16 protein-coding genes, 1 pseudogene and 1 riboswitch are annotated in these 18,472 nt (G+C 70.8%); of the genes and pseudogenes, 8 read left to right on the forward strand and 9 right to left on the reverse strand.

The window, feature by feature from the left end:
* Positions 1-12 precede the first annotated feature (12 nt).
* From AB0M01_RS11340 to AB0M01_RS11355, 4 genes and pseudogenes are all read left to right on the forward strand, one after another.
* Entirely contained in the window at positions 13-1,548 is a 1,536-nt protein-coding gene (locus tag AB0M01_RS11340) for a cation acetate symporter (protein WP_363668059.1), read from the forward strand.
* 187 nt (positions 1,549-1,735) lie between these two features.
* A complete protein-coding gene (locus tag AB0M01_RS11345; RefSeq protein WP_363668061.1) occupies positions 1,736-2,077 on the forward strand; it encodes a DUF485 domain-containing protein in 342 nt (113 codons plus the stop codon).
* A 20-nt stretch (positions 2,078-2,097) separates the two neighbouring features.
* Positions 2,098-3,717 carry a cation acetate symporter gene (locus tag AB0M01_RS11350; RefSeq protein WP_363668106.1) on the forward strand — a complete coding sequence of 540 codons (1,620 nt, stop codon included), beginning with the start codon at positions 2,098-2,100 and terminating at the stop codon, positions 3,715-3,717.
* A 166-nt stretch (positions 3,718-3,883) separates the two neighbouring features.
* Positions 3,884-4,138: pseudogene (locus tag AB0M01_RS11355) on the forward strand (flavoprotein); the annotation flags it as partial.
* A gap of 276 nt (positions 4,139-4,414) precedes the next feature.
* Here the strand turns inward: AB0M01_RS11355 and AB0M01_RS11360 are convergent.
* Positions 4,415-4,879, reverse strand: coding sequence for a MarR family transcriptional regulator (locus AB0M01_RS11360; RefSeq protein WP_363668063.1), 465 nt, complete (start codon positions 4,877-4,879; stop codon positions 4,415-4,417).
* 75 nt (positions 4,880-4,954) lie between these two features.
* On the opposite strand from AB0M01_RS11360, the gene AB0M01_RS11365 reads away from it, so the two are divergent.
* Positions 4,955-5,305, forward strand: a complete 351-nt coding sequence (locus AB0M01_RS11365) for a cupin domain-containing protein (RefSeq protein WP_363668110.1) — start codon at positions 4,955-4,957, stop codon at positions 5,303-5,305.
* Positions 5,306-5,311: 6 nt separating this feature from the next.
* On the opposite strand, the gene AB0M01_RS11370 is transcribed toward AB0M01_RS11365, so the two are convergent.
* From AB0M01_RS11370 to AB0M01_RS11380, 3 genes are read right to left on the reverse strand one after another with little or no spacing between them, the layout of a single operon-like run.
* Positions 5,312-6,880: a CYTH and CHAD domain-containing protein gene (locus tag AB0M01_RS11370; RefSeq protein WP_363668065.1), complete on the reverse strand. Its 1,569-nt coding sequence runs from the start codon at positions 6,878-6,880 to the stop codon at positions 5,312-5,314.
* 9 nt (positions 6,881-6,889) lie between these two features.
* Positions 6,890-7,075: a hypothetical protein gene (locus AB0M01_RS11375; RefSeq protein ID WP_363668067.1), complete on the reverse strand. Its 186-nt coding sequence runs from the start codon at positions 7,073-7,075 to the stop codon at positions 6,890-6,892.
* Entirely contained in the window at positions 7,072-7,872 is an 801-nt protein-coding gene (locus tag AB0M01_RS11380; RefSeq protein WP_363668069.1) for a methyltransferase, read from the reverse strand. The genes AB0M01_RS11375 and AB0M01_RS11380 overlap by 4 nt, the downstream gene beginning before the upstream one ends.
* 28 nt (positions 7,873-7,900) lie before the next feature.
* On the opposite strand from AB0M01_RS11380, the gene AB0M01_RS11385 reads away from it, so the two are divergent.
* Complete coding sequence (locus AB0M01_RS11385) at positions 7,901-9,379, forward strand: PLP-dependent aminotransferase family protein (RefSeq protein WP_363668071.1); 1,479 nt, start codon at positions 7,901-7,903, stop codon at positions 9,377-9,379.
* 15 nt (positions 9,380-9,394) lie between these two features.
* Here AB0M01_RS11385 and AB0M01_RS11390 read toward each other — a convergent pair whose 3' ends face one another.
* The 5 genes from AB0M01_RS11390 to AB0M01_RS11410 form a co-directional block, all read right to left on the reverse strand.
* Positions 9,395-10,189, reverse strand: coding sequence for an ABC transporter ATP-binding protein (locus AB0M01_RS11390; RefSeq protein WP_363668073.1), 795 nt, complete (start codon positions 10,187-10,189; stop codon positions 9,395-9,397).
* Positions 10,190-10,191: 2 nt separating this feature from the next.
* Entirely contained in the window at positions 10,192-11,229 is a 1,038-nt protein-coding gene (locus AB0M01_RS11395) for an iron chelate uptake ABC transporter family permease subunit (RefSeq protein ID WP_363668075.1), read from the reverse strand.
* Entirely contained in the window at positions 11,226-12,233 is a 1,008-nt protein-coding gene (locus AB0M01_RS11400) for an iron chelate uptake ABC transporter family permease subunit (protein ID WP_363668077.1), read from the reverse strand. The genes AB0M01_RS11395 and AB0M01_RS11400 overlap by 4 nt, the downstream gene beginning before the upstream one ends.
* Complete coding sequence (locus AB0M01_RS11405; protein ID WP_363668079.1) at positions 12,230-13,258, reverse strand: ABC transporter substrate-binding protein; 1,029 nt, start codon at positions 13,256-13,258, stop codon at positions 12,230-12,232. The genes AB0M01_RS11400 and AB0M01_RS11405 overlap by 4 nt, the downstream gene beginning before the upstream one ends.
* Positions 13,259-13,281: 23 nt before the next feature.
* A riboswitch (cobalamin riboswitch) is annotated at positions 13,282-13,471 on the reverse strand.
* A 37-nt stretch (positions 13,472-13,508) separates the two neighbouring features.
* Positions 13,509-14,489, reverse strand: a complete 981-nt coding sequence (locus AB0M01_RS11410; RefSeq protein ID WP_363668081.1) for a hypothetical protein — start codon at positions 14,487-14,489, stop codon at positions 13,509-13,511.
* Between the two features lie 168 nt (positions 14,490-14,657).
* Here AB0M01_RS11410 and AB0M01_RS11415 point away from each other — a divergent pair, with 168 nt between their 5' ends.
* Both AB0M01_RS11415 and AB0M01_RS11420 read left to right on the forward strand, forming a co-directional pair.
* Complete coding sequence (locus tag AB0M01_RS11415) at positions 14,658-16,946, forward strand: trypsin-like serine protease (RefSeq protein WP_363668083.1); 2,289 nt, start codon at positions 14,658-14,660, stop codon at positions 16,944-16,946.
* The coding region (locus AB0M01_RS11420; protein ID WP_363668085.1) for an ALF repeat-containing protein at positions 16,946-18,472 on the forward strand (1,527 nt) is incomplete at its 3' end. The genes AB0M01_RS11415 and AB0M01_RS11420, both read left to right, overlap by 1 nt.

The following is an 18,472-nucleotide window of genomic DNA, read 5'->3' on the forward strand; positions in this document are numbered from 1 at the left end:
ATGTCACCGGCGATGAGTCTGACCGCGATCGCCCTGGTGATCGTGGCGACGATCGGGATCGGGCTGTTCGGCCTGCGGATCTCCCGAACGACCAGCGACTTCTACGTCGCCAGCCGCGCGGTCACCCCGCGCTGGAACGCCTCCGCGATCAGCGGCGAGTACTTGTCGGCGGCATCTTTCCTCGGCGTCGCCGGTCTGGTCGTGGTCAACGGCGCGGACATGCTCTGGTTCTCCGTCGGCTACACCGTCGGGTACCTGATGCTGCTCGTCCTGATCGCCGCCCCGCTGCGCCGCTCCGGCGCCTACACGCTGCCCGACTTCGCCGAGACCCGCTTCGAGTCGGCCGTCGTACGCCGGATCTGCTCGTTCCTGGTGGCCGGGATCGGCACCCTCTACCTGCTCCCGCAGCTGCGCGGCGCCGGGCTGACGGTCCAGACCGTGACCGGCGCACCGCCCGCGGTCGGGGCCGCGCTGGTCGCGATCATCGTGGTGATCAACGTCGCGGCCGGTGGGATGCGCTCGATCACGTTCGTGCAGGCCTTCCAGTACTGGCTGAAGCTGACCGCGCTGGCCGCGCCGGTGTTCGTGATCCTGATCGCCTGGCGCTCGATGGACCACCCGGTCGGCGTCCTCGACTCGCTGCAGGGCGCCGGGTCGGAGTGGGCCGAGCCGCTGTCGCGCGCCGGCGGCCGCGACCATCCGCTGTACGCGACGTACTCGTTGCTCCTGGCCCTTTGTTTCGGGACGATGGGCCTTCCGCACGTGCTGGTCCGCTTCTACACCAACCCGGACGGACGGGCGGCGCGCCGTACGACGGTCGTGGTGCTCGCGCTGCTCGGTGCGTTCTACCTCTTCCCGCCCGTGTACGCCGTACTCGGGCGAACCTTCGCCCCCGACCTGGTCGCGACCGCCGCGGACACCGTCGTCCTCGAGCTACCCGGTCGGATCTTCCCCGGCACGGTCGGCGACCTGCTCGGCGCGTTGGTTGCCGCAGGCGCCTTTGCTGCCTTCCTGTCCACGTCGTCCGGCCTGACCGTCGCGATCGCCGGCGTGATCGACCAGGACCTGCTCCGCAACCGCCTGCACCGCTTGACCGGCGGCGACTACCTGGCCGTCAACAGCTTCCGCATCGCCGCCGTTCTGGCAATCGCCGTCCCCTACCTGGCCTGGAACTTCACCGGCTCCCTCAGCCTCGCCGACACCGTCGGCCTGGCCTTCGCCGTCGCCGCCTCGACGTTCTGCCCGCTGCTCGTGCTCGGCATCTGGTGGCGCCGCATGTCGACCGTCGGCGCCGCGGCCGGGCTGCTGGTCGGCGGCATCGCCGCGATCTCCGCCGTCCTGGTGAACGTGATCGGACCGCCGCAAGGCGGCTGGCTCGGCGCCCTGATCGCCCAGCCCGCCGCCTGGACGATGCCGCTCGCCTTCGCCACGGTGGTCGTCGTCTCTCGCCTCACCCCGACCCGCATCCCGGCCGGCACGGCGCGCAGCATGGTCCGCCTGCACACCCCCGAAGCCGTCGACGTCGACCGCGGCTTCACCGGCGGCTGACCCGCGCCGTTCGTCGTACGGATGCGACCGCTCGTCGCACTGCCGTTCCCCGCCGGTCGAGAGGTGTGCGCCGCTGAGCGCTCGACGCCTCGCGGTGCTGTCTCGGGCGGGTGAGCTGGACCACAGTACGGAGCAGCAACCCGTACGCCGGACTCCGCCCGGCCCGATCACGTCTGGAGGTCCCGCGATGAGTGAAACGCGTCGTGCGGGCGATCCGGAGCTCACGACGTACCGAGACGTCCAGCTGTCACCGGACTTCTCCGAGCTGCGTCGCCGGTTCCGGCGTTTCGTGTTCCCGATGACCGGCCTGTTCCTGGCCTGGTACTTCCTCTACGTCCTGCTCGCCGACTACGCGCACGACTTCATGTCCCAGAAGGTCGGCGGGAACATCACCGTCGGGCTGCTGTTCGGGCTGGGCCAGTTCGTCTCCACGTTCGCGATCACGCTGCTCTACGTCCGCTGGGCCGACCGGAAGTTCGACCCCGACGCCAAGCACCTGCGCGACCAGATCGAGGGAGACCACTCGTGACCGCACCGTTGATGTTGCCGATGGCAACCGTTGGCGACCCGAAGGTGAACATCGCGATCTTCGCGCTGTTCGTGGTGGCCACCCTGGCGATCGTGATCAAGGCCTCGCGCAACAACAAGAGCGCGGCCGACTTCTACGCCGGCGGCCGCTCCTTCACCGGCCCGCAGAACGGCGTCGCGATCGCGGGCGACTACCTGTCCGCCGCGTCGTTCCTCGGGATCGCCGGAGCGATCGCGCTGAACGGGTACGACGGCTTCCTGTACTCGATCGGCTTCCTGGTCGCCTGGCTGGTCGCGCTGCTGCTGGTCGCCGAGCTGCTCCGCAACACCGGGCGCTTCACCATGGCCGACGTACTGTCGTTCCGGCTCAAGCAGCGCCCGGTCCGGATGGCCGCGGCCATCTCGACCCTCGGCGTCTGCTTCTTCTACCTGCTCGCCCAGATGGCCGGCGCGGGCGGCCTGGTCGCGCTGCTGCTCGGCATCGACGGCAAGGCCGGCCAGAACATCGTCATCGCCGTGGTCGGCGCGATCATGATCACCTACGTGCTCGTCGGTGGCATGAAGGGCACCACCTGGGTGCAGATCGTCAAGGCCGTGCTGCTGGTGATCGGCGCCGGGATCATGACGCTGTGGGTGCTCGCGAAGTACACCTTCAACCTGTCCGGCCTGCTGGGCGCCGCTGTCGAGAACAGCCCTGCCGCCGGGGAGAAACTGCTCAACCCCGGCCTGCAGTACGGCGCAACGGGGATCAGCAAGCTCGACTTCATCTCGCTCGGCCTGGCCCTGGTGCTCGGTACGGCGGGCCTGCCGCACGTGCTGATGCGCTTCTACACGGTGCCGAACTCGCGTGAGGCGCGCCGCAGCGTCAGCTGGGCGATCTGGATCATCGGCATCTTCTACCTGTTCACCCTGGTCCTCGGGTACGGCGCTGCCGCGCTGGTCGGGCCGGACGCGATCCGGGCCGCACCCGGCAAGGCGAACTCGGCCGCGCCGCTGCTGGCGTACGAACTGGGTGGGGAGATCCTGCTGGGCGTGATCTCGGCGGTCGCGTTCGCGACGATCCTCGCCGTGGTGGCGGGGCTGACGATCACCGCCAGCGCGTCGTTCGCGCACGACATCTACGGCCAGGTGATCAAGAAGGGCCAGGTCAGCGGCGACGGCGAAGTACGGATCGCCCGGATCACCGTGCTGGTGATCGGCGCGGTCGCGATCGTCGGCGGCATCTTCGCCAACGGCCAGAACATCGCGTTCCTGGTCGCGCTGGCCTTCGCCATCGCCGCGTCGGCGAACCTGCCGACGATCCTGTACTCGCTGTTCTGGCGGCGGTTCAACACCCGCGGCGCCCTGTGGAGCATCTACGGCGGTCTCGGCTCGGCGATCATCCTGATCGTCTTCAGCCCGGTCGTCTCCGGCAAGGTCGACGCCAAGACCGGCGCCAGCCTGTCGATGATCACCGACACCGGCATCGACTTCCACTGGTTCCCGCTGGACAACCCCGGCATCGTGTCGATCCCGCTGGCCTTCGTGCTCGGCATCGTCGGCACCCTGACCAGCAAGGAAGCCACCGACGTCGACCGCTTCGCCGAGATGGAGGTCCGCTCCCTGACCGGCGCCGGCGCCGAGAAAGCCGTCCACCACTGACCGCGAGGGCGCCGGTCCCATCACGGGTGACAGCCCGGCGCCCTCGCCCGCCAACCCTGTCAGGCAGGTCCTGCTGACCCGTCGCGAACCTGCCTGACAGCCCCACCCGCCCCGAGGGGCCCAGCACCCAGCTGGGCCCCTCGCTGCATGCCGGGATACTCGGGGGATGACGACGCCTCGCACGATCGCCTTGTTCTGCAGCGCCGCCGGAGGTCTGGAGCACGTCCGCGCGGAACTTGTCGAGCCGTGGGTCGCCGCCGGGCACACCGTGGCGGTCACCCTCACTCCCACCGCCGCGAGCTGGCTGGCGCCGCTCGGCGAGATCTCCTTGCTGGAGGCAATCACCGGTCTGCCCGTCCGCTCGGCGCCTCGTCTGCCGGGCGAGCCTCGGCCGCACCCACGCGCGGATCAGCACGTGCTGGCACCGGCCTCGGCGAGCAGCGTCGCGAAGCTGGCGGTGGGCATCGGAGACAGCCAGGCCTTGAGCACGTTGTCCGAGGGCCTCGGGTCGGTGCCGACGGTGGGTTTTCCCGCGGGTGAACGCGGGGCATGCTCGACATCCCGCCTGGGAAGGGCATCTCGCCGCGTTGCGGCGGGCCGGCGTACAGCTCGTGTACGGCGAGGACGTCTGGCCGCTGGTCGAGCCGCGCGCCGAGTCGCGCTCGTTGCCTTGGGCAGCGATTCGGGAAGCCGTTGGCTAGTGGAACCAGCCGGGGAGGTCGGACAGCGGGGTGGGGCGGCTGCTGGGGGTGAGTTTGGGGAGGGCGTCTTCGAGGGCGGCCAGGCGGGTGGGGCCCAGGGCTGTCTTCCATTCCGCATGGAGGGTTTCGAAGATCTGGGCGGAGCGGGTGAGGGCGTTGTGGCCGTGGGGGGTGAGGGTGAGGAGGACGGCTCGGGCGTCGGTGGGGGACGGGGTTCGGGTGACGTAGTTCAGGTCGGCGAGTTTGGTGGCGGTTTTGGTGGCGGCCTGTTTGGAGACGCCCAGGCGGCGGCCGAGGTCGGAGACCGTGCAGCCGTCGTTGCCTACCGCCTGGAGGGCGAAGCCGTACGCCGGGCGCAGGTTCGGGTGCCCTTCGGCGGCGAGGCGGTGGTGGAGCTCGTCGATGATGCGGCGGAAGGCTGCGGCGAGTTGGAGGGGGAGTTCGTAGCCGTGGCGGTCCATGAAAGGCATTGTTCCAGATCGACAACCCGGTGTACTGTTTTGGACAACCAGGTTGACGAAGATGGAGGAGTGCGGATGCGAGTGACCGAGACGCCGAACGCTGTGATGACGACGTACGCGTCGCCGACGCTGGGGAGTGCGCGGCTGAGTGTGTGGCGGGTGGAGATGAAGGCGACTGCGCAGGGGCCGGTGCATGTCGTCGACAGTGAGCAGGTGTGGACCGGGCTGAGCGGGCGGGCGACGATCAGCGTCGGTGGGGTGGAGCGGGAGTTGCTGGAGGGTACGGCGGTGGTGGTGCCCGAGGGGGTCGAGCGTCAGGTGACGGCGACGGGCGACTTCACGGCGATCGTCAGTGGGTACGGGCACGCCAAGGTCAGCGTCCCTGGAGAGGACGCTGACCGCGGCACTCCGCCGTGGATGAGCTGATCGACCTCAGCTGAAGTCGATCGTCGGCCACAGCTCCAGGAACGCCTCGCGCGAGCGCGCACCGCGGTACTCCTCCGCGGCGTGCAGCCGGCCAAGCGTGAACGGATTCCCGCCATCCAGGTGCTGCTGCACCGCGAGCTGACGCAGGAGGTCTCGCGCGACGACGCTGTCCTGGTGGTCGCCGAGGACCTCCTGCACCTGCTCGGCACGAGTCGCCAGGTCCGTCGCCGCCTGACCGAGCACCGGCACCGCCGACTCGGCGGCGTACCGGAGTCGCTTGGAGGCCTTGCGGGTCTCGTGCAGCTCGTGGTCCTGCTCGGCGAGCGTCTCGGCCTTCTCGGCGCGTTTGACGCACTTGCTCATCCGCTTCAGGTCGCTCTTCAGCAGGCTCGGCGCCTGCTTCTTCGCCTTCGTCTCCGCGTCCAGCAGCGGCGGCGCGGCGACCAGCTGGTCGAGGGTGTCGAGCAGCCGGAAGTACCGCTCGCTCTCCAGCGCCTCCAGCGCCTGCAGGCGGGCCTGCTTGTAGACGCCGCGCAGGTGGTCGTCGATGTACCCCGCGACGCGGCCCATCACCAGCTCCTGCGGCTGCTCCGACACGGCGACCAGGAAGTGCTCGCGCAGCACCTCCGCGTCCCGCGCGCCGCCGAGCTCACCGGCGAACCACTTCAGCTCGTCGCGGATCGCGTCGCCGACCTCGCGATCCACCACCGGCCGGTACGTCGCCAGCGCCGACCGCAGCCTGCGGGTCGCCACCCGCATCTTGTGCACCGAGTCCGGCAGGTCGCGCCGGACCTCCGGGTCGCGCAGGTGAATCGCCTCGACCTGGGCCGAGGCGTACGCGCGGAACAGGTCCGCGGTCGTCGGCTTGGCCGGCAGCTCCCAGGTCTCCTGCTTCGGCACCCGGTCGCCCAGCGCGCGAGCCAGCTTGCTCGGCCCGGACGCCGGCTTGGCGCCGGCCTCCCGCAGTACCGGCTCGGCGGCCTCGAGCAGCTCGGGCGGCCCGTTGACGAGCTCGACCTCCCACTCGCGCCAGCTCACCGACGAGACCCCGCCCGCTGCGTCGGAAGCGTCCGCCGCTGCAGCACCATCGGGGGTGGCGGCGGCCGCGGGAGCAGCGGCGGCCGAGGGCGCGTGAATGGTCGCGGTCACGTGGTCGTCGGCGACCTCGGCGAGCACCTCGCCCTCGGCGTCGACCAGACGGTGCACGATCCGGCGCGTCGCCAGCGTCACCACCGGGAGCAGCTCGTGGTCGCGGACGTGCACGCGAACCGCCCGGACGACCTGGATCGGGACCTTGCGGACCGCGCGACCGAGCGGGTGCTGGATCTCCATCCGGCCGCGGGCGGCCGGGAGCTTGATGTGCCAGCCGTCGTCCTCGCCACCGGTACGCCGGCGCAAGGTCACCTTGTTGCGGGCGAGGTGCAGCTCGGCGGTGTCGAAGTAGACCGCCTCGAGCGCGAGCTCGACCGGTTGCTCGACCCGGTCCACCCCGGGCAGCTCGTGCAGCGCCGGCAGGATGGCGTGCTCGTCGACGTCGTACTTGGTCTCGATCTCGAGCTGCTCGGTCGGCGTCATCCCCAAGTTTTACCAGTCCGCGCAAGCCCTCGCGGCGGCTGCGCGGAGATCGTCCAGCAGGCGAGCACGATCTCGATCAGGGACGCCGGACCGCCTGTCGCCAGACGAGTCGAACCCACCGGGGTCAGCCTGCCGGCGGCGATTCAGCTCCAGCCCGGCGAGCACCATCGCGACCAGGACGAGCAGCGCGATCATCGCACCCCGACCCCCTTGAAGAACGTGTAGTGGAACGTCCCGCCGGGCTCGGCGGTGCGTTCCAGGTCGCGGATGCCGCGCGCCCAGGCGTCCGGCGTACTGAGCCCGGCGGCGATCGAGCGGTCGCGGACCGAGCCGACCATCGCGATGAACGTGCGGCGGGTGAAACCGTCGACGAGGTGCGGCAGCGTCTGGTCGGCGTACACGGTCCGCGGCTCGGTGCGGACGTCCAGGAAGCCCGCGTCGGCGAGCAGCGGCTGCACACGTCGGCCGATCAGCGCGTCGCCGCCGGCGTCGGCCTGGCTGCGGTTGAGGCACTCGATGACGGCCTGCGCGGCGGCGCTGCGCGGGTGGTAGACGGCCGTGCCGTGGTCACCTTCGACGACCGTGATCGTGCCGCCGGGGCGAAGCTGGCCGCGCAGGGTGCGGAGGGCTTCGACCGGGTCCGGAAGGTGTTCGAGGACGAAGCAGACGAACAGGTGGTCGTACTCGCCCGCCGGGAGGTCGTGCAGGTCGCCGTGGCGCCAGCGCACTTCGGCGTACGGCGCTGTGGTGGCGACGCGTTGTTTGGCCTGGGCGAGCGAGGCTTCGGAGATGTCGATCGCGGTCAGGTCGATGCCGGGGCTGCGGGTGAGCAGCTGGACGGTCTGCGCGCCGACGCCGCAGCCGACCTCGAGGACGCGGCTGCCGGGCGCGTACTGCGTACCGCCGTGCAGGAGGTCGGCGAGCGTGCCCGCCTGGTCGCCGAGGCGGCGGGTCTCGGAGTCGGTGTAGCCGTGGACGTAGTCGGTTCCCATGACTCCACGGTGCGGCGACAATGGTCCGGTGAGTAGATCCAATCCGGGCGAGATTGGCAGGTCCATAACTGCCGCGGGGTCCGACTTCCTCCAGCTCAGTACGGCGGACGTGCCCGCGGGCGGGTTGTCGACGTGGCTGGCTGATCAGCTGCGCGGTGCGATCGCGGACGGGCGGTTACCGGTCGGTACGCGGCTGCCGCCGACGCGGGTGCTGGCGGGTGAGCTGCAGGTGTCGCGGGGTGTGGTCACGGAGGCGTACCAGCGGCTGACCGAGGACGGGCACACCAAAGCTCGCGGCAGAGCAGGTACGACGGTCGTCGCGGCGCCGTTCACAACGAACACCTCAGTTTCTTCGGTGACCGTTCCTCCTTTGGTTGTAGAAGAGCCTGGTGTCGACGTCTTCGACCTGCTGCGCGCAGCGCCGGCTCGAATCGATCTCACGCCAGGCGTGCCTGATCTGACCGCCTTTCCCCGCGCCGCGTGGTTGAAGGCCGAGCGCGCCGTCCTCGACCGCCTGTCCGCGTCGTCCTTCGGCTACGGCGACCCAGCGGGGACTCCCGAGCTGCGGCTGGCAGTAGCGCGCTGGCTGGCCCGCTACCGCGGCGTCCAGGTCGACCCCAGCGAGGTGATCATCGTCGCGGGCGTCGCCCAAGCGCTCAGCCTGATCACCCAGCTCCTCCACGCCGACGGCATCGACACGCTCGCCGTCGAGGACCCCGGATCGCTCGGCTCCCGCCAGCACCTGGAGAGCCTCGGGCTGCGCACTCCGCCCATTCCCGTCGATGCCGACGGCGTACGGGTCGACGAACTCCACAGCAGCGGCGCCCGCGCCGTACTGCTGACTCCCGCGCACCAGTTCCCGACCGGCGTCGTGCTGGACGGCGAGCGCCGCCGCGAACTGATCCAGTGGGCGACCGAGACCGGCGGCCTGATCGTCGAGGACGACTACGACGCCGAGCACCGCTACGACCGTCCGCCCGTCCCCGCGCTGCGCGCGATGCTCGCCGATCACGTGATCTACGCCGGCAGCGTCTCCAAACTCCTCGCCCCGGCGCTCCGGATCGGCTGGATGGTCCCGCCCCCGGCATACCGGGACCGCCTGATCGCCGCGAAGCGCCTCGCCGACCTCGGCAACGCGGCGCTCCCCCAGCTCGTGCTGGCGCACCTGATGGACTCAGGTGACCTCGAACGCCAGCTCCGATACGCCCGCCGCCGGCACCGGCGCCGCCGCGACACCATGATCGATGCCATCAGCAACCACCTCCCCACGGCGACCGTCCACGGCGCCGCCGCCGGGCTGCACCTCACGATCACCTTCCCGGACGGCGCCCTGGACGATGTGAACCTGGCCACGAGAGCACTCGCCGAGGGCGTGAAGACCCACCCGCTGAGCTGGCACACCCAGACCGAACACCCACCCGGCCTGGTCCTCGGCTACGCGGCCCGCACCCCGACGGCGCTGACAGAAGCGGTGGAGATCCTGGGCAGCCTCGTCGCCGGCAGCTGACTCCCCCTCCTCCCGTCAGGTGGCTTGCGCGACTGGCCGGCGAGGGCGAGGCAGGACCAGCGGCGTGCCGGTCAGTGGGTCCGGGATGACCTCGCAGGACAGGCCGAAGACCTCCTCGACGGTCTCCGAGGTGATCACCTCAGCAGGCGGGCCCGTTGCGACGATCCGGCCGGACTTCAGTGCGATCAGGTGGTCGGCGTAGCGGCTGGCCAGGTTGAGGTCGTGCAGGACGAGGACGATCGTCTTGTGGTGCTGGTGGTTCAGGTCCTGGACGAGGTCGAGGATCTCCAGCTGGTGGGCGAGATCGAGGAACGTCGTCGGCTCGTCGAGGAGCATCGTGTGGGCGTCCTGGGCGAGGGCCAGCGCGATCCAGACCCGTTGCCGCTGGCCACCGGACAGTTGGTCGAGGCAACGGTTCGCGAGATCCGCGGTGCCGGTGGCGGCCAGCGCCTCGGTGACGACCTGTTCGTCCTCCGGCGTCCACTGGCGGAACCAGCGCTGGTGCGGGTGCCGCCCGCGGCCGACCAGGTCGGCGACGGTGATGCCCTCGGGGGCGACCGGTTGCTGCGGGAGCAGGCCGAGCTTCGTGGCGAGCTCGCCGCCGGGAACGCGGCGTACGTCGACGTCGTCGAGGTAGACCGCGCCGCCCCGCGGCACCAGCAACCGGGCGAGCCCGCGCAGCAGCGTCGACTTGCCGCAGGCGTTGGCGCCGACGATCACGGTGATCTTCCCGGGCGGGATCTCGACCGAGAGGTCGTGCACGACCGGCGTCCCGTCGTACGCGAGGGTGAGGTTCTCCGAACGCAGCATGGTCATCCTCCTCGGCCGACGCGGTTGGCTCGGGCCATCAGCAGCAGCAGGTACGGTGCGCCGAGGAACGCCGTGACGACGCCGACGGGCAGTGGGACGGGGGCGAACAGCTGGCGCGCGACGAGGTCGGCCGCGACGACCAGCAACGCGCCGACCGCACCGGAGGCGAGCAGACCGGCGGCGCGTTCGGCGAGCAGGCGGCGGGTGATCTGCGGCGCGACCAGTGCGACGAAACCGATCGGCCCGGCGGCCGCGGTCGCCAGGGCGGCGAGGGCGACGCCGATCGCGATCAGCAGACCGCGGGCGAGTTCGACCCGGCCGGCGAGCGTCCGGGCGAGGTCGTCGCCGAGCTCCAGGAGGCGGAGCTGCCGGGAGGCGATCACCGCGGCGGGGAGCAGGACGAGCAGCGTGAGCCCGATCATCCACACCTCCGCCCAGGACCGCCCGGCGAGGCTGCCGGACAGCCACATCAGCGCGCTCTTCGCGGTGTAGATGTCGGCCAGCGTCAACAGGTACGCCGTGAGCGAGCCGATGATCGCGGTGACGCCGATCCCGACCAGCACCAGCCGATAGCCGGCGACGCCGCGCTTGAAGGCGAACAGGTAGATGGTGATTGCCGTCAGCAACGACCCGCCGAGGGCGCCGGCCGGCAGCCAGAACGGGCTCGCGCCGATGATCGTGATCACCACGACGGCCGCGAGGGCGGCTCCGGCGTTGATCCCGATCAGGTCGGGGCTGACCAGCGGGTTGCGGGCCAGGCGCTGGAAGATCGCGCCGGACACGGCGAACGCGAACCCGACGCCGAGACCGACCAGGACGCGCGGGAGGCGGTTGTCGACGACGATGTCGGTGAGGATCAGGGAACCGTTGCCGGCCAGGGTGTTGAGGACCTGGGCGAGCGGGATCTCGTAGTCGCCGATCGTCAGCGAGTAGGCGCCGACGGCAACGGCAGTGAGCAGCCCGGCGATGGTGACGAGCACGCTGCCGAGGTCGATCCGGCCGGAGACCGGCCCCACCCGGTACGCCGCCGTGCGCTTCACAGCTCCGCCAGGCGTTGGCGGCGTACGAGGGCGATGAAGAGCGGCGCTCCGACCAGGGCGGTGATGATGCCGACCTGGAGTTCGTCGGGGCGGACGACCAAGCGGCCGAGCACGTCGGCGAGCAGCAGCAGCGTCGGGGCGAGGACGAGCGAGTACGGCAGGATCCAGCGGTAGTCCGCGCCGACGAGAGCTCGCGCGACGTGCGGTACGGCGAGCCCGACGAACCCGATCGGGCCGGCCATCGCGGTCGCCGTACCGGCCAGGAGCATGATCGCCAGACCGGCGAGGATGCGCACCACAGCGACCCGCGTGCCGAGCGTCGTCGCCAGCTCCTCCCCCAGCGCGAGCTGGTTGAGCGACCGCCCCAGCACCAGCGACAGAACGATGCCGACGGCAATGAATGGCAGCGCCTGCCCGACGATCGGGCCGGTCGCCATCGTGAGCGAACCGACCACCCAGAAGCGGAACTCGTTCAGCGTCGAGAGATCGAGCAGCGTTGCCGCCGAGGTGACGGACCCGAGCATCGCGGACAACGCGGCACCGGCCAGCGCGAGCTTGACCGGCGTCGCCCCACCGCGACCGAGCGTGCCGACGACGTAGACCACGACGGTCGCCACCAGCGCGCCGCCCATCGCGAACCACACGTACCCGGTCAGGCTCGTCACGCCGAAGACCCCGATCGCCCCGACGACCGCGACCGCGGCGCCTGCGTTCACGCCGAGGATCCCGGGGTCGGCGAGCGCGTTGCGCGTGACGCCCTGCATCAGGGCGCCGGCCATCCCGAGTGCCGCTCCCGCCATCAGGCCGGTCGCCGTACGGGGCAGCCGGAGGTACCGGATGACCCGATCGGTGTCCGAGCCGGTGAAGTCGGCGGCCGCGAGATAGACGTCCCGCGGCCCGAACCACTGGGTGCCGGCGAGCAGAGAGAGCAGAACAGCACCCAGCAGTACGACGAAGGCGATGGCGAGCCCACCGGCCTTCGTCAACCCACCACGGAGGATCACTTCACCAGGTCAGGATGGATGATCTTCGCGATCAGCTCCGTCGAGTTCGCCCCACGCACCCCAGCGGAATGATGCGCGAACAGCCACGGGATCACCCGCTTGTTCTTCACCGCCTTCAGATTCGCGAACGCGGGATTCTTCATCAGCTTGTCGACATCCGGCTGCCCCTGCGCCTCGGTCAGCGTCGCGTCGCAGCAGGCGCTGATCAGCACGTAGTCCGGGTCGGCCTTGATGAACTCCTCGACGCTGATCTTCACGTTCCGCTTCGCGGTCAGCCTGGCGAACGCGTTCACCCCACCGGCCTGCTTGATCAGCACCGTGCCGAAGTCCGGCCCGCCGGAGACCGTCATCCCGCCGCCTTCGAGCCCGGGCCGCACGATCGCGACCGTAGGCCGGTCGGCGTCCTTCACCGCGCTCTCGACCGCGGCGATCCGCCTCTGCTGGTCGGCGATCACCTGCTCGGCCTTGTCGCTCGCGCCGAACAGCTTGCCCAGGTCGTGCAGATCGGCGTACACGTTGGTCATCGAGACCGTCGACGGGTCGATCGCCTCGTCGCCCTTGCCGTCGGCGGTCGGGCAGAGCGGGCTGAAGATCCAGGTCTGGACGCCGAGGTCGGACAGCGACTTACGGCTGCCGAAGCTGCCGTCGCTCCCGGCGGCGTTGAAGATGTCGTTGAAGCCGGACAGCACGAAGTCCGGGTTCAGGCTGAGCAGCTCCTCGCGGCTCGGCATGTTCTTGTAGTACTTGCGATCCTTCTGTGCCGCGGCGTACTCGGGCAGCGGTTCGGAGTCCAGGAACGCGGTCCCGACCAGCCGGTCGGAGACGCCCAGCGCGTGCGCCAGCTCGATGGCCGGCTGGTACGCCGCGAAGATCCGCTGCGGCGGGCCGTCGACGGTGACGTCGAGCCCGCAGTTCTTGACGGTCGTCGCGCTCGCGCTCGGACCTTCGCTCGCGCCGGCGCTTCCGCAGCCGGCGACCAGGGACAGGAAAACGGCAGCAAGCACTGCCTTGGGTACGACGGCCATGGCGACCGTTCCTCCAACACCTCGTGGACGGGACGCGTCGTGGCCGGTCTCCTGGCTGACGGGACGACCGCATCCGCCGCGCTGACCTTCCCAGCCCCTCCGGGCCAGTGGTCTCACACCAGGTGAACGCGCGACGGACAATCCCGATCACAGTGGCGAGGGCCGCGCCGGTACCGCACCGGCTTCCCGAACACCACGACGGCCACACGGTAACCCACGCTGCGACCGGGTCGCAGCTCCAGGTCCACCGTCAGCGCGTGTAGAGCGGCGAGATCGCCAGCGCGAAGGCCACCATGTCGTCGGTCTTCACCTTGTTCCCGGGGACCGGCACCAGGTCGGCGATCTTGTCCGTGCCGACCCGGATCGTGCCCCGCCCGGTCGCGGTGTCGACGTACCCCTCGTCGCCGAGCGGCACCGACTGCGAGGTCGGTGCCTTGCGCACCGACGCCATCGCAGCCACCGCGTCCGGGACCCGGCGGGCGGTCGCGTAGACGGCGGCGCTCGGGTTGATCCAGCCGCAGACGATGTCGCCCGCCGCCGTCGTGCTGTCCCGGCGCGCCATCGCGGTGGCCCCCAGCACCTTCTCGGCCGCCTTCGTCCCCCGCTCGCACTCCTCGCGGGCGATCAGCAGCGCGGTCTCCGGCAGCCCGGCCGCCTGCCGCGCGGCCTCCTGCGCCAGTACGACGTACTTGGTCGGCGTCGCCGCCGGTCCCTCGACCTTGAACAACCGGTTCCCGAGCAGGAACACCGCGAGCTTGCTCGTCCCGAACCCGCCCTGCCCGACCGCGATCGGCCGCGCCGGCTCGCCCTTGGTCGCCGCGTACGCCGCCTGCGCCGCGGCCAGGTCCGACTTCGTCGCCGTCAGCACCGACACGCCCAGCCGCAGCGCCGGGCCGCTCGGGGCAGCACTCAACGCGAGCTGACAGATGTCGTAGCTCGGCAGCCCGATCTCCGCCGGCACCGCCTTCGGCTCGATCGTCACCACCGGTACCGCCAGCGTGGCCTGAACCAGCGCCTGGTCCATCCGCACGCACAACGTGTCCGCGACCTTCGCCGTCGGCGGCACGCCCGGCGTCTCCGAGGGAGTCTCCGAAGGCGTCTCGGTCGGCGTCGTACTCACCGAAACCAGCGGCGGCACGTCCGGCGCCGTCTCGTTGGACCCACCACCGCAAGCAGTCAGCACCAACAGACCGGCAACGGCGGCGATCGAAGTCACTGGGCGGGTACGCATGGTGACCCCGACTCTAGCCGAGCCCACCCGGCGACACCCTTTCGATCAGGGCGAGATCGACGTCGCCGCCGGGCATTCGGCACCGGCCGAAACTCCTTCTGGCCGGTCGGGCGGCCGTCCCATACTCGTCCGCAAATCAGGGGTGCGAACGATCGTCGGAGGGGACGCATGGTGCGGAGAGTTCTGGTCGCGTTGCTGGTGGGGGTGATCGGCGCCGCGGCGTCGGTGGTTCCGGCGCAGGCGATCTCAGGTGGTGGCCCGGTGAACCCGAGCTGGGTCGGGTTCCTGGTCAAGATCGACATCGGGGGCGACCACCCGCGGGCCTGTACGGGCGCGCTGGTCGACCGGCAGTGGGTGGTGACGGCCGCGAGCTGCTTCGCCGACGCCGGGGGCGTGGTCAAACCGGGCCGTCCGGCCAGTCCGACGACGGCGACCGTCGGGCGTCCGAACCTCACGGCCGCGGCCGGACAGGTGCTGCCGGTCGACCGAATCGTGCCCCATCCGAGCCAGGACGTCGCGCTGCTGCGGCTGGCGCTGGTGGCGACGACCGGTACGCCGATCTCGGTGAGCGCGACGGCGCCGTCGGCCGGCGAGCTCCTGGCGGTCAGCGGCTACGGCCGTACGGATGACACCTGGGTGCCGAACGAGGTGGAGGCCGCCAAGGTCGAGGTCGGCACCGTCGCGAGCACGACGTTCGGCGTACTCGGGTACGAGGACCCGGCGACCCCGGCGGACGAGCCACCGGTGGCTGCCTGCCAGGGCGATGCCGGCGGGCCCGTCACCCGAGCGGGAGCCTCAGGTGGGCAGCCGGAGGTCGTCGGCCTGCTGATCGGCTCGGCCCACGACGGCTGCCTGGAGGAACCCTCCGCGGCGGGCACCGGTGCCACGGTGATCCGGCTGGACGCGCTGCGGGACTGGATCGGCACCAACACTCCCGGATTCCGGAGCGGGTTCCACGCGACGTACCTGAGTGCGGCCAGCCCCACGGTTCCCGGGAAACAAGGAGGAATCGGCGGGTTCGACTTCCACGTCGCCCAGGACCAGGTGGTGGCGTTCGACTTCGACCACTCGGGCCGCGAGGACCACCTGCTGATGTACCGGCCCGGCAGCAACATCGTCATCATCTCGAAGCTGGACTTCAAGAACCCGCTGGACCCCGCGGACGACAAGTACGTGGCCGTGTTCGTGAGCACGACCGGCATCGGCGGAACCGCGCTGACCAACACCGCGGACCGGATCGTCCCGTTCGACTACGACCACGACGGCCAGCTCGACGAGCTGGCCGTCTACCGGCCGGGCGGCGCGCAGCTGACGGTGATCACGCACGGCCAGGGGTCGTCGTTCAGTACGGCGTACTCCACTCCCTGGTCGATCCTGAGCGCCGACGCCCGGCTCCTGGCCTACGACTACGACCGCGACGGCAAGTCCGACGACCTGATGGCCTACCGGGTCGGCTCCAACCAGGTCTCGGTGATCACGAAGGGCACCGGCGCCGCTTTCACCGACAAGCTGCCGATCACCTCAGGCGCCCTGCCCGGCTACACGCTGACCGCCGCCGACCGCCTCGTGGCCTTCGACTACGACCACACCGGCAAGGCCGACGACCTGTTCGTCCAGCGCGTCGGAGCGTCGACGCTGACGATCTACACCCGCGGCACCGGCAACACCTTCACCAAGGCCCACAGCACCTCCTGGCCGATCCTCGGGAAGAACACCGACGCCATCGCCTACGACTACGACCACGACGGCCGCTCCGACGACATCCTGGCCTACCGCTACGGCGAGACCGGCCAGTACTCGATCATCTCCAAGGGCCCAGGCGCGGCCTTCGAGGACAAGGTGCCACTCACAACCGGCGGTATCGGCGGCTACGACCTCCGCGGCAGCACAGACCGCATCCTCGCCTTCGACGCCGAACACACCGGCAGCCGCAAGAACCTGTTGACCCACCGCCCCGGCTCCGGCATCGCGTGGGTTATGGATCGGCTCGACCCGGCGCTGCCGAGTACGGCGTGGGTGCTGCGGCCCCGGGGCGAGCAGTCGCTGGTGGAGGAGTTCGCGTACCCGGGCGCCGCGCGGATTCTCGATCAGCTGGGAGTCAAGTTGATCTCGGGAGACGGGCACATCGTTCTCGACGAGGGCTGCCTGGTCCAACCCGACGAGACCGGCGTCGGCTCCATGCGGGTCATGTACACGATCGAGTCCGGTGGACGCCGCACGCTGTGCCTGACCGTTCTCGGGGACACCGGGCACATCGACCTGATGATTCCGAACGTCTACTCGATCCGCGGCGACGGGTACGAGTCGAACACCGGCCACGACTTCGTCGCCCGCATCGACACGCCGACCGGCCCTGTGGTGGAGATCGAGGGCGAGTCGGACACGTACAACCCGGTGGGTATCGGTGCTGACCCCGAGTCGGAGCCCACCACACTGCTGCAGATCCGGGTGCCCTGATGGCCCGGTGGAGCAGGAAGGCCTCCGGTGAGAGCCGGCGGGCCGGGGCGTGGCGGCCGCGCAGCCACCGGGTGCGGAGGGCGATCGCGGCGGCGGTGATCGGCGCGCTGAGCGCGTCGTACCTGGTGTCGCCCACGCAACCCGCGGCGGCGAGCACCACGGCCGAACCGCGTGAGTGTGTTCGAGCCGCGGTCGTCGCGGCGTGGGAGTCCGGCGGGCCTCAGGTCAAGGCAGCGGCCCGAACCGCTCTGCTCGGCGACGAAGCCGCGGTCTGCGCCTTCGTGAACGAGCGTTGGGCCGAGCTGGAGGACGCGGACCGCAGCATCCTCGCGAACCAGATGCACGCCGACGGCGGGCCGTCGACCAAGGCCGCGGTGACGCAGGCGCTGGACGCGAACGACCCAGAGGTCCTGCGCACGTTCCTCGAGTCGGGCTGGCGCGACCCGTGGCACGCGGATCAGGAGATCCGCATCAACCAGATGGTCCAGACCGGTGGTCCGCAGTTGCGGGCGGCCGCCACCCGGGCGATCGATTCGGGTTCCGTCGAGGTCCTGCGACAGTTCCTCGAGTCCGGCTGGGAGGACCCGCACCACGCGGATCTGGAGATGCGGGTCAATCAGATCCACGCCACCGGTGGCCCCTTGGTGAAGCAGGGAGCGCAGCGTGCGCTCGACGCGGGAACTGTCCAGGCATTGAACAGGTTCATCGACGTGGACTGGGGTGTGGCCGCGGCCCGGGACCACGAGCGAGACAGCCTGACCGACTTGCTGAGGGCGGCCAAGGAAGCCGGCGCCGAGGCCAAAGCGGAGACGCTGGCGGCCAAGGAACAGGCCGACCGCGCGGTGGCCGAGGCAGATGCCGCCCGGCGGGCGGCGATCACGGCCCGCGACGCGGCGAACGCTGCGGCCGGTAACCAGCGGGATGCCGAGATCGCGGCGGGCAACGCGGCTCGCGCCGCCCAACAAGCGGCTGCTGCCGCGCAACAGGCAGTCGGGGCAGCGAACGCGGCCGCGGCGGCGGCGCGCGAGGCGTCCCGGGCCGCGGTCCGCGTGGCGCTGGCAGCGTCCCTCGCCCAGAACAAGGCCGCCGAGGCATCGAAGGCCGCGGCAGCGGCCCGCCTGGACAAGAACGCCGCGGGCGCCGCGCGAGACGCCGCGCGGGCCGCCCGGGTCGCCGCCGAGGGCGCGAACACCGCGAGCGCGGCGATCCAGGGGGCTGTCGAGGCATTGAACCAGGTCCGGGCGGCGGCCAGTGCCGCGAGCTCGGCGGGGACGAACGCCACCGCGGCCGAGACTGCCGCGCGGGAGGCGGCTGCCGCGGCCAAGAAGGCGGGAGCCGACGCATCCCAGGTCGAGGCAGCCGCACAGCGCGCCCGCAACGCCAGTCTGCGCGCCGCGCGAGCCGCCGCGGCCGCGATCGCGTACGCCGACACCGCGGTTCCAGCACTTTCCACACCCTTCCAACGCCCGTTTGGAACCGACCATATACAGGGTGCGTCGATTAAGCGCGCTCAGCAGATGGTTTTG

Origin of the sequence: Kribbella sp. NPDC051770, from assembly GCF_040681455.1 — a bacterium.
GTDB lineage: Bacteria > Actinomycetota > Actinomycetes > Propionibacteriales > Kribbellaceae > Kribbella.

What these genes read in the sequence shown, in the direction of transcription:
- AB0M01_RS11370 (WP_363668065.1), bottom strand. Translation starts at nt 6,880, where the DNA reads ATGACGCCGACCGAGCAGCTCGAGATCGAGACCAAGTACGACGTCGAC.
- AB0M01_RS11365 (WP_363668110.1), top strand. Translation starts at nt 4,955, where the DNA reads ATGCGAGTGACCGAGACGCCGAACGCTGTGATGACGACGTACGCGTCG.
- AB0M01_RS11410 (WP_363668081.1), bottom strand. Translation starts at nt 14,489, where the DNA reads ATGCGTACCCGCCCAGTGACTTCGATCGCCGCCGTTGCCGGTCTGTTG.
- AB0M01_RS11345 (WP_363668061.1), top strand. Translation starts at nt 1,736, where the DNA reads ATGAGTGAAACGCGTCGTGCGGGCGATCCGGAGCTCACGACGTACCGA.
- AB0M01_RS11375 (WP_363668067.1), bottom strand. Translation starts at nt 7,075, where the DNA reads ATGATCGCGCTGCTCGTCCTGGTCGCGATGGTGCTCGCCGGGCTGGAG.
- AB0M01_RS11340 (WP_363668059.1), top strand. Translation starts at nt 13, where the DNA reads ATGAGTCTGACCGCGATCGCCCTGGTGATCGTGGCGACGATCGGGATC.
- AB0M01_RS11360 (WP_363668063.1), bottom strand. Translation starts at nt 4,879, where the DNA reads ATGGACCGCCACGGCTACGAACTCCCCCTCCAACTCGCCGCAGCCTTC.
- AB0M01_RS11405 (WP_363668079.1), bottom strand. Translation starts at nt 13,258, where the DNA reads ATGGCCGTCGTACCCAAGGCAGTGCTTGCTGCCGTTTTCCTGTCCCTG.
- AB0M01_RS11390 (WP_363668073.1), bottom strand. Translation starts at nt 10,189, where the DNA reads ATGCTGCGTTCGGAGAACCTCACCCTCGCGTACGACGGGACGCCGGTC.
- AB0M01_RS11350 (WP_363668106.1), top strand. Translation starts at nt 2,098, where the DNA reads ATGGCAACCGTTGGCGACCCGAAGGTGAACATCGCGATCTTCGCGCTG.
- AB0M01_RS11380 (WP_363668069.1), bottom strand. Translation starts at nt 7,872, where the DNA reads ATGGGAACCGACTACGTCCACGGCTACACCGACTCCGAGACCCGCCGC.
- AB0M01_RS11415 (WP_363668083.1), top strand. Translation starts at nt 14,658, where the DNA reads ATGGTGCGGAGAGTTCTGGTCGCGTTGCTGGTGGGGGTGATCGGCGCC.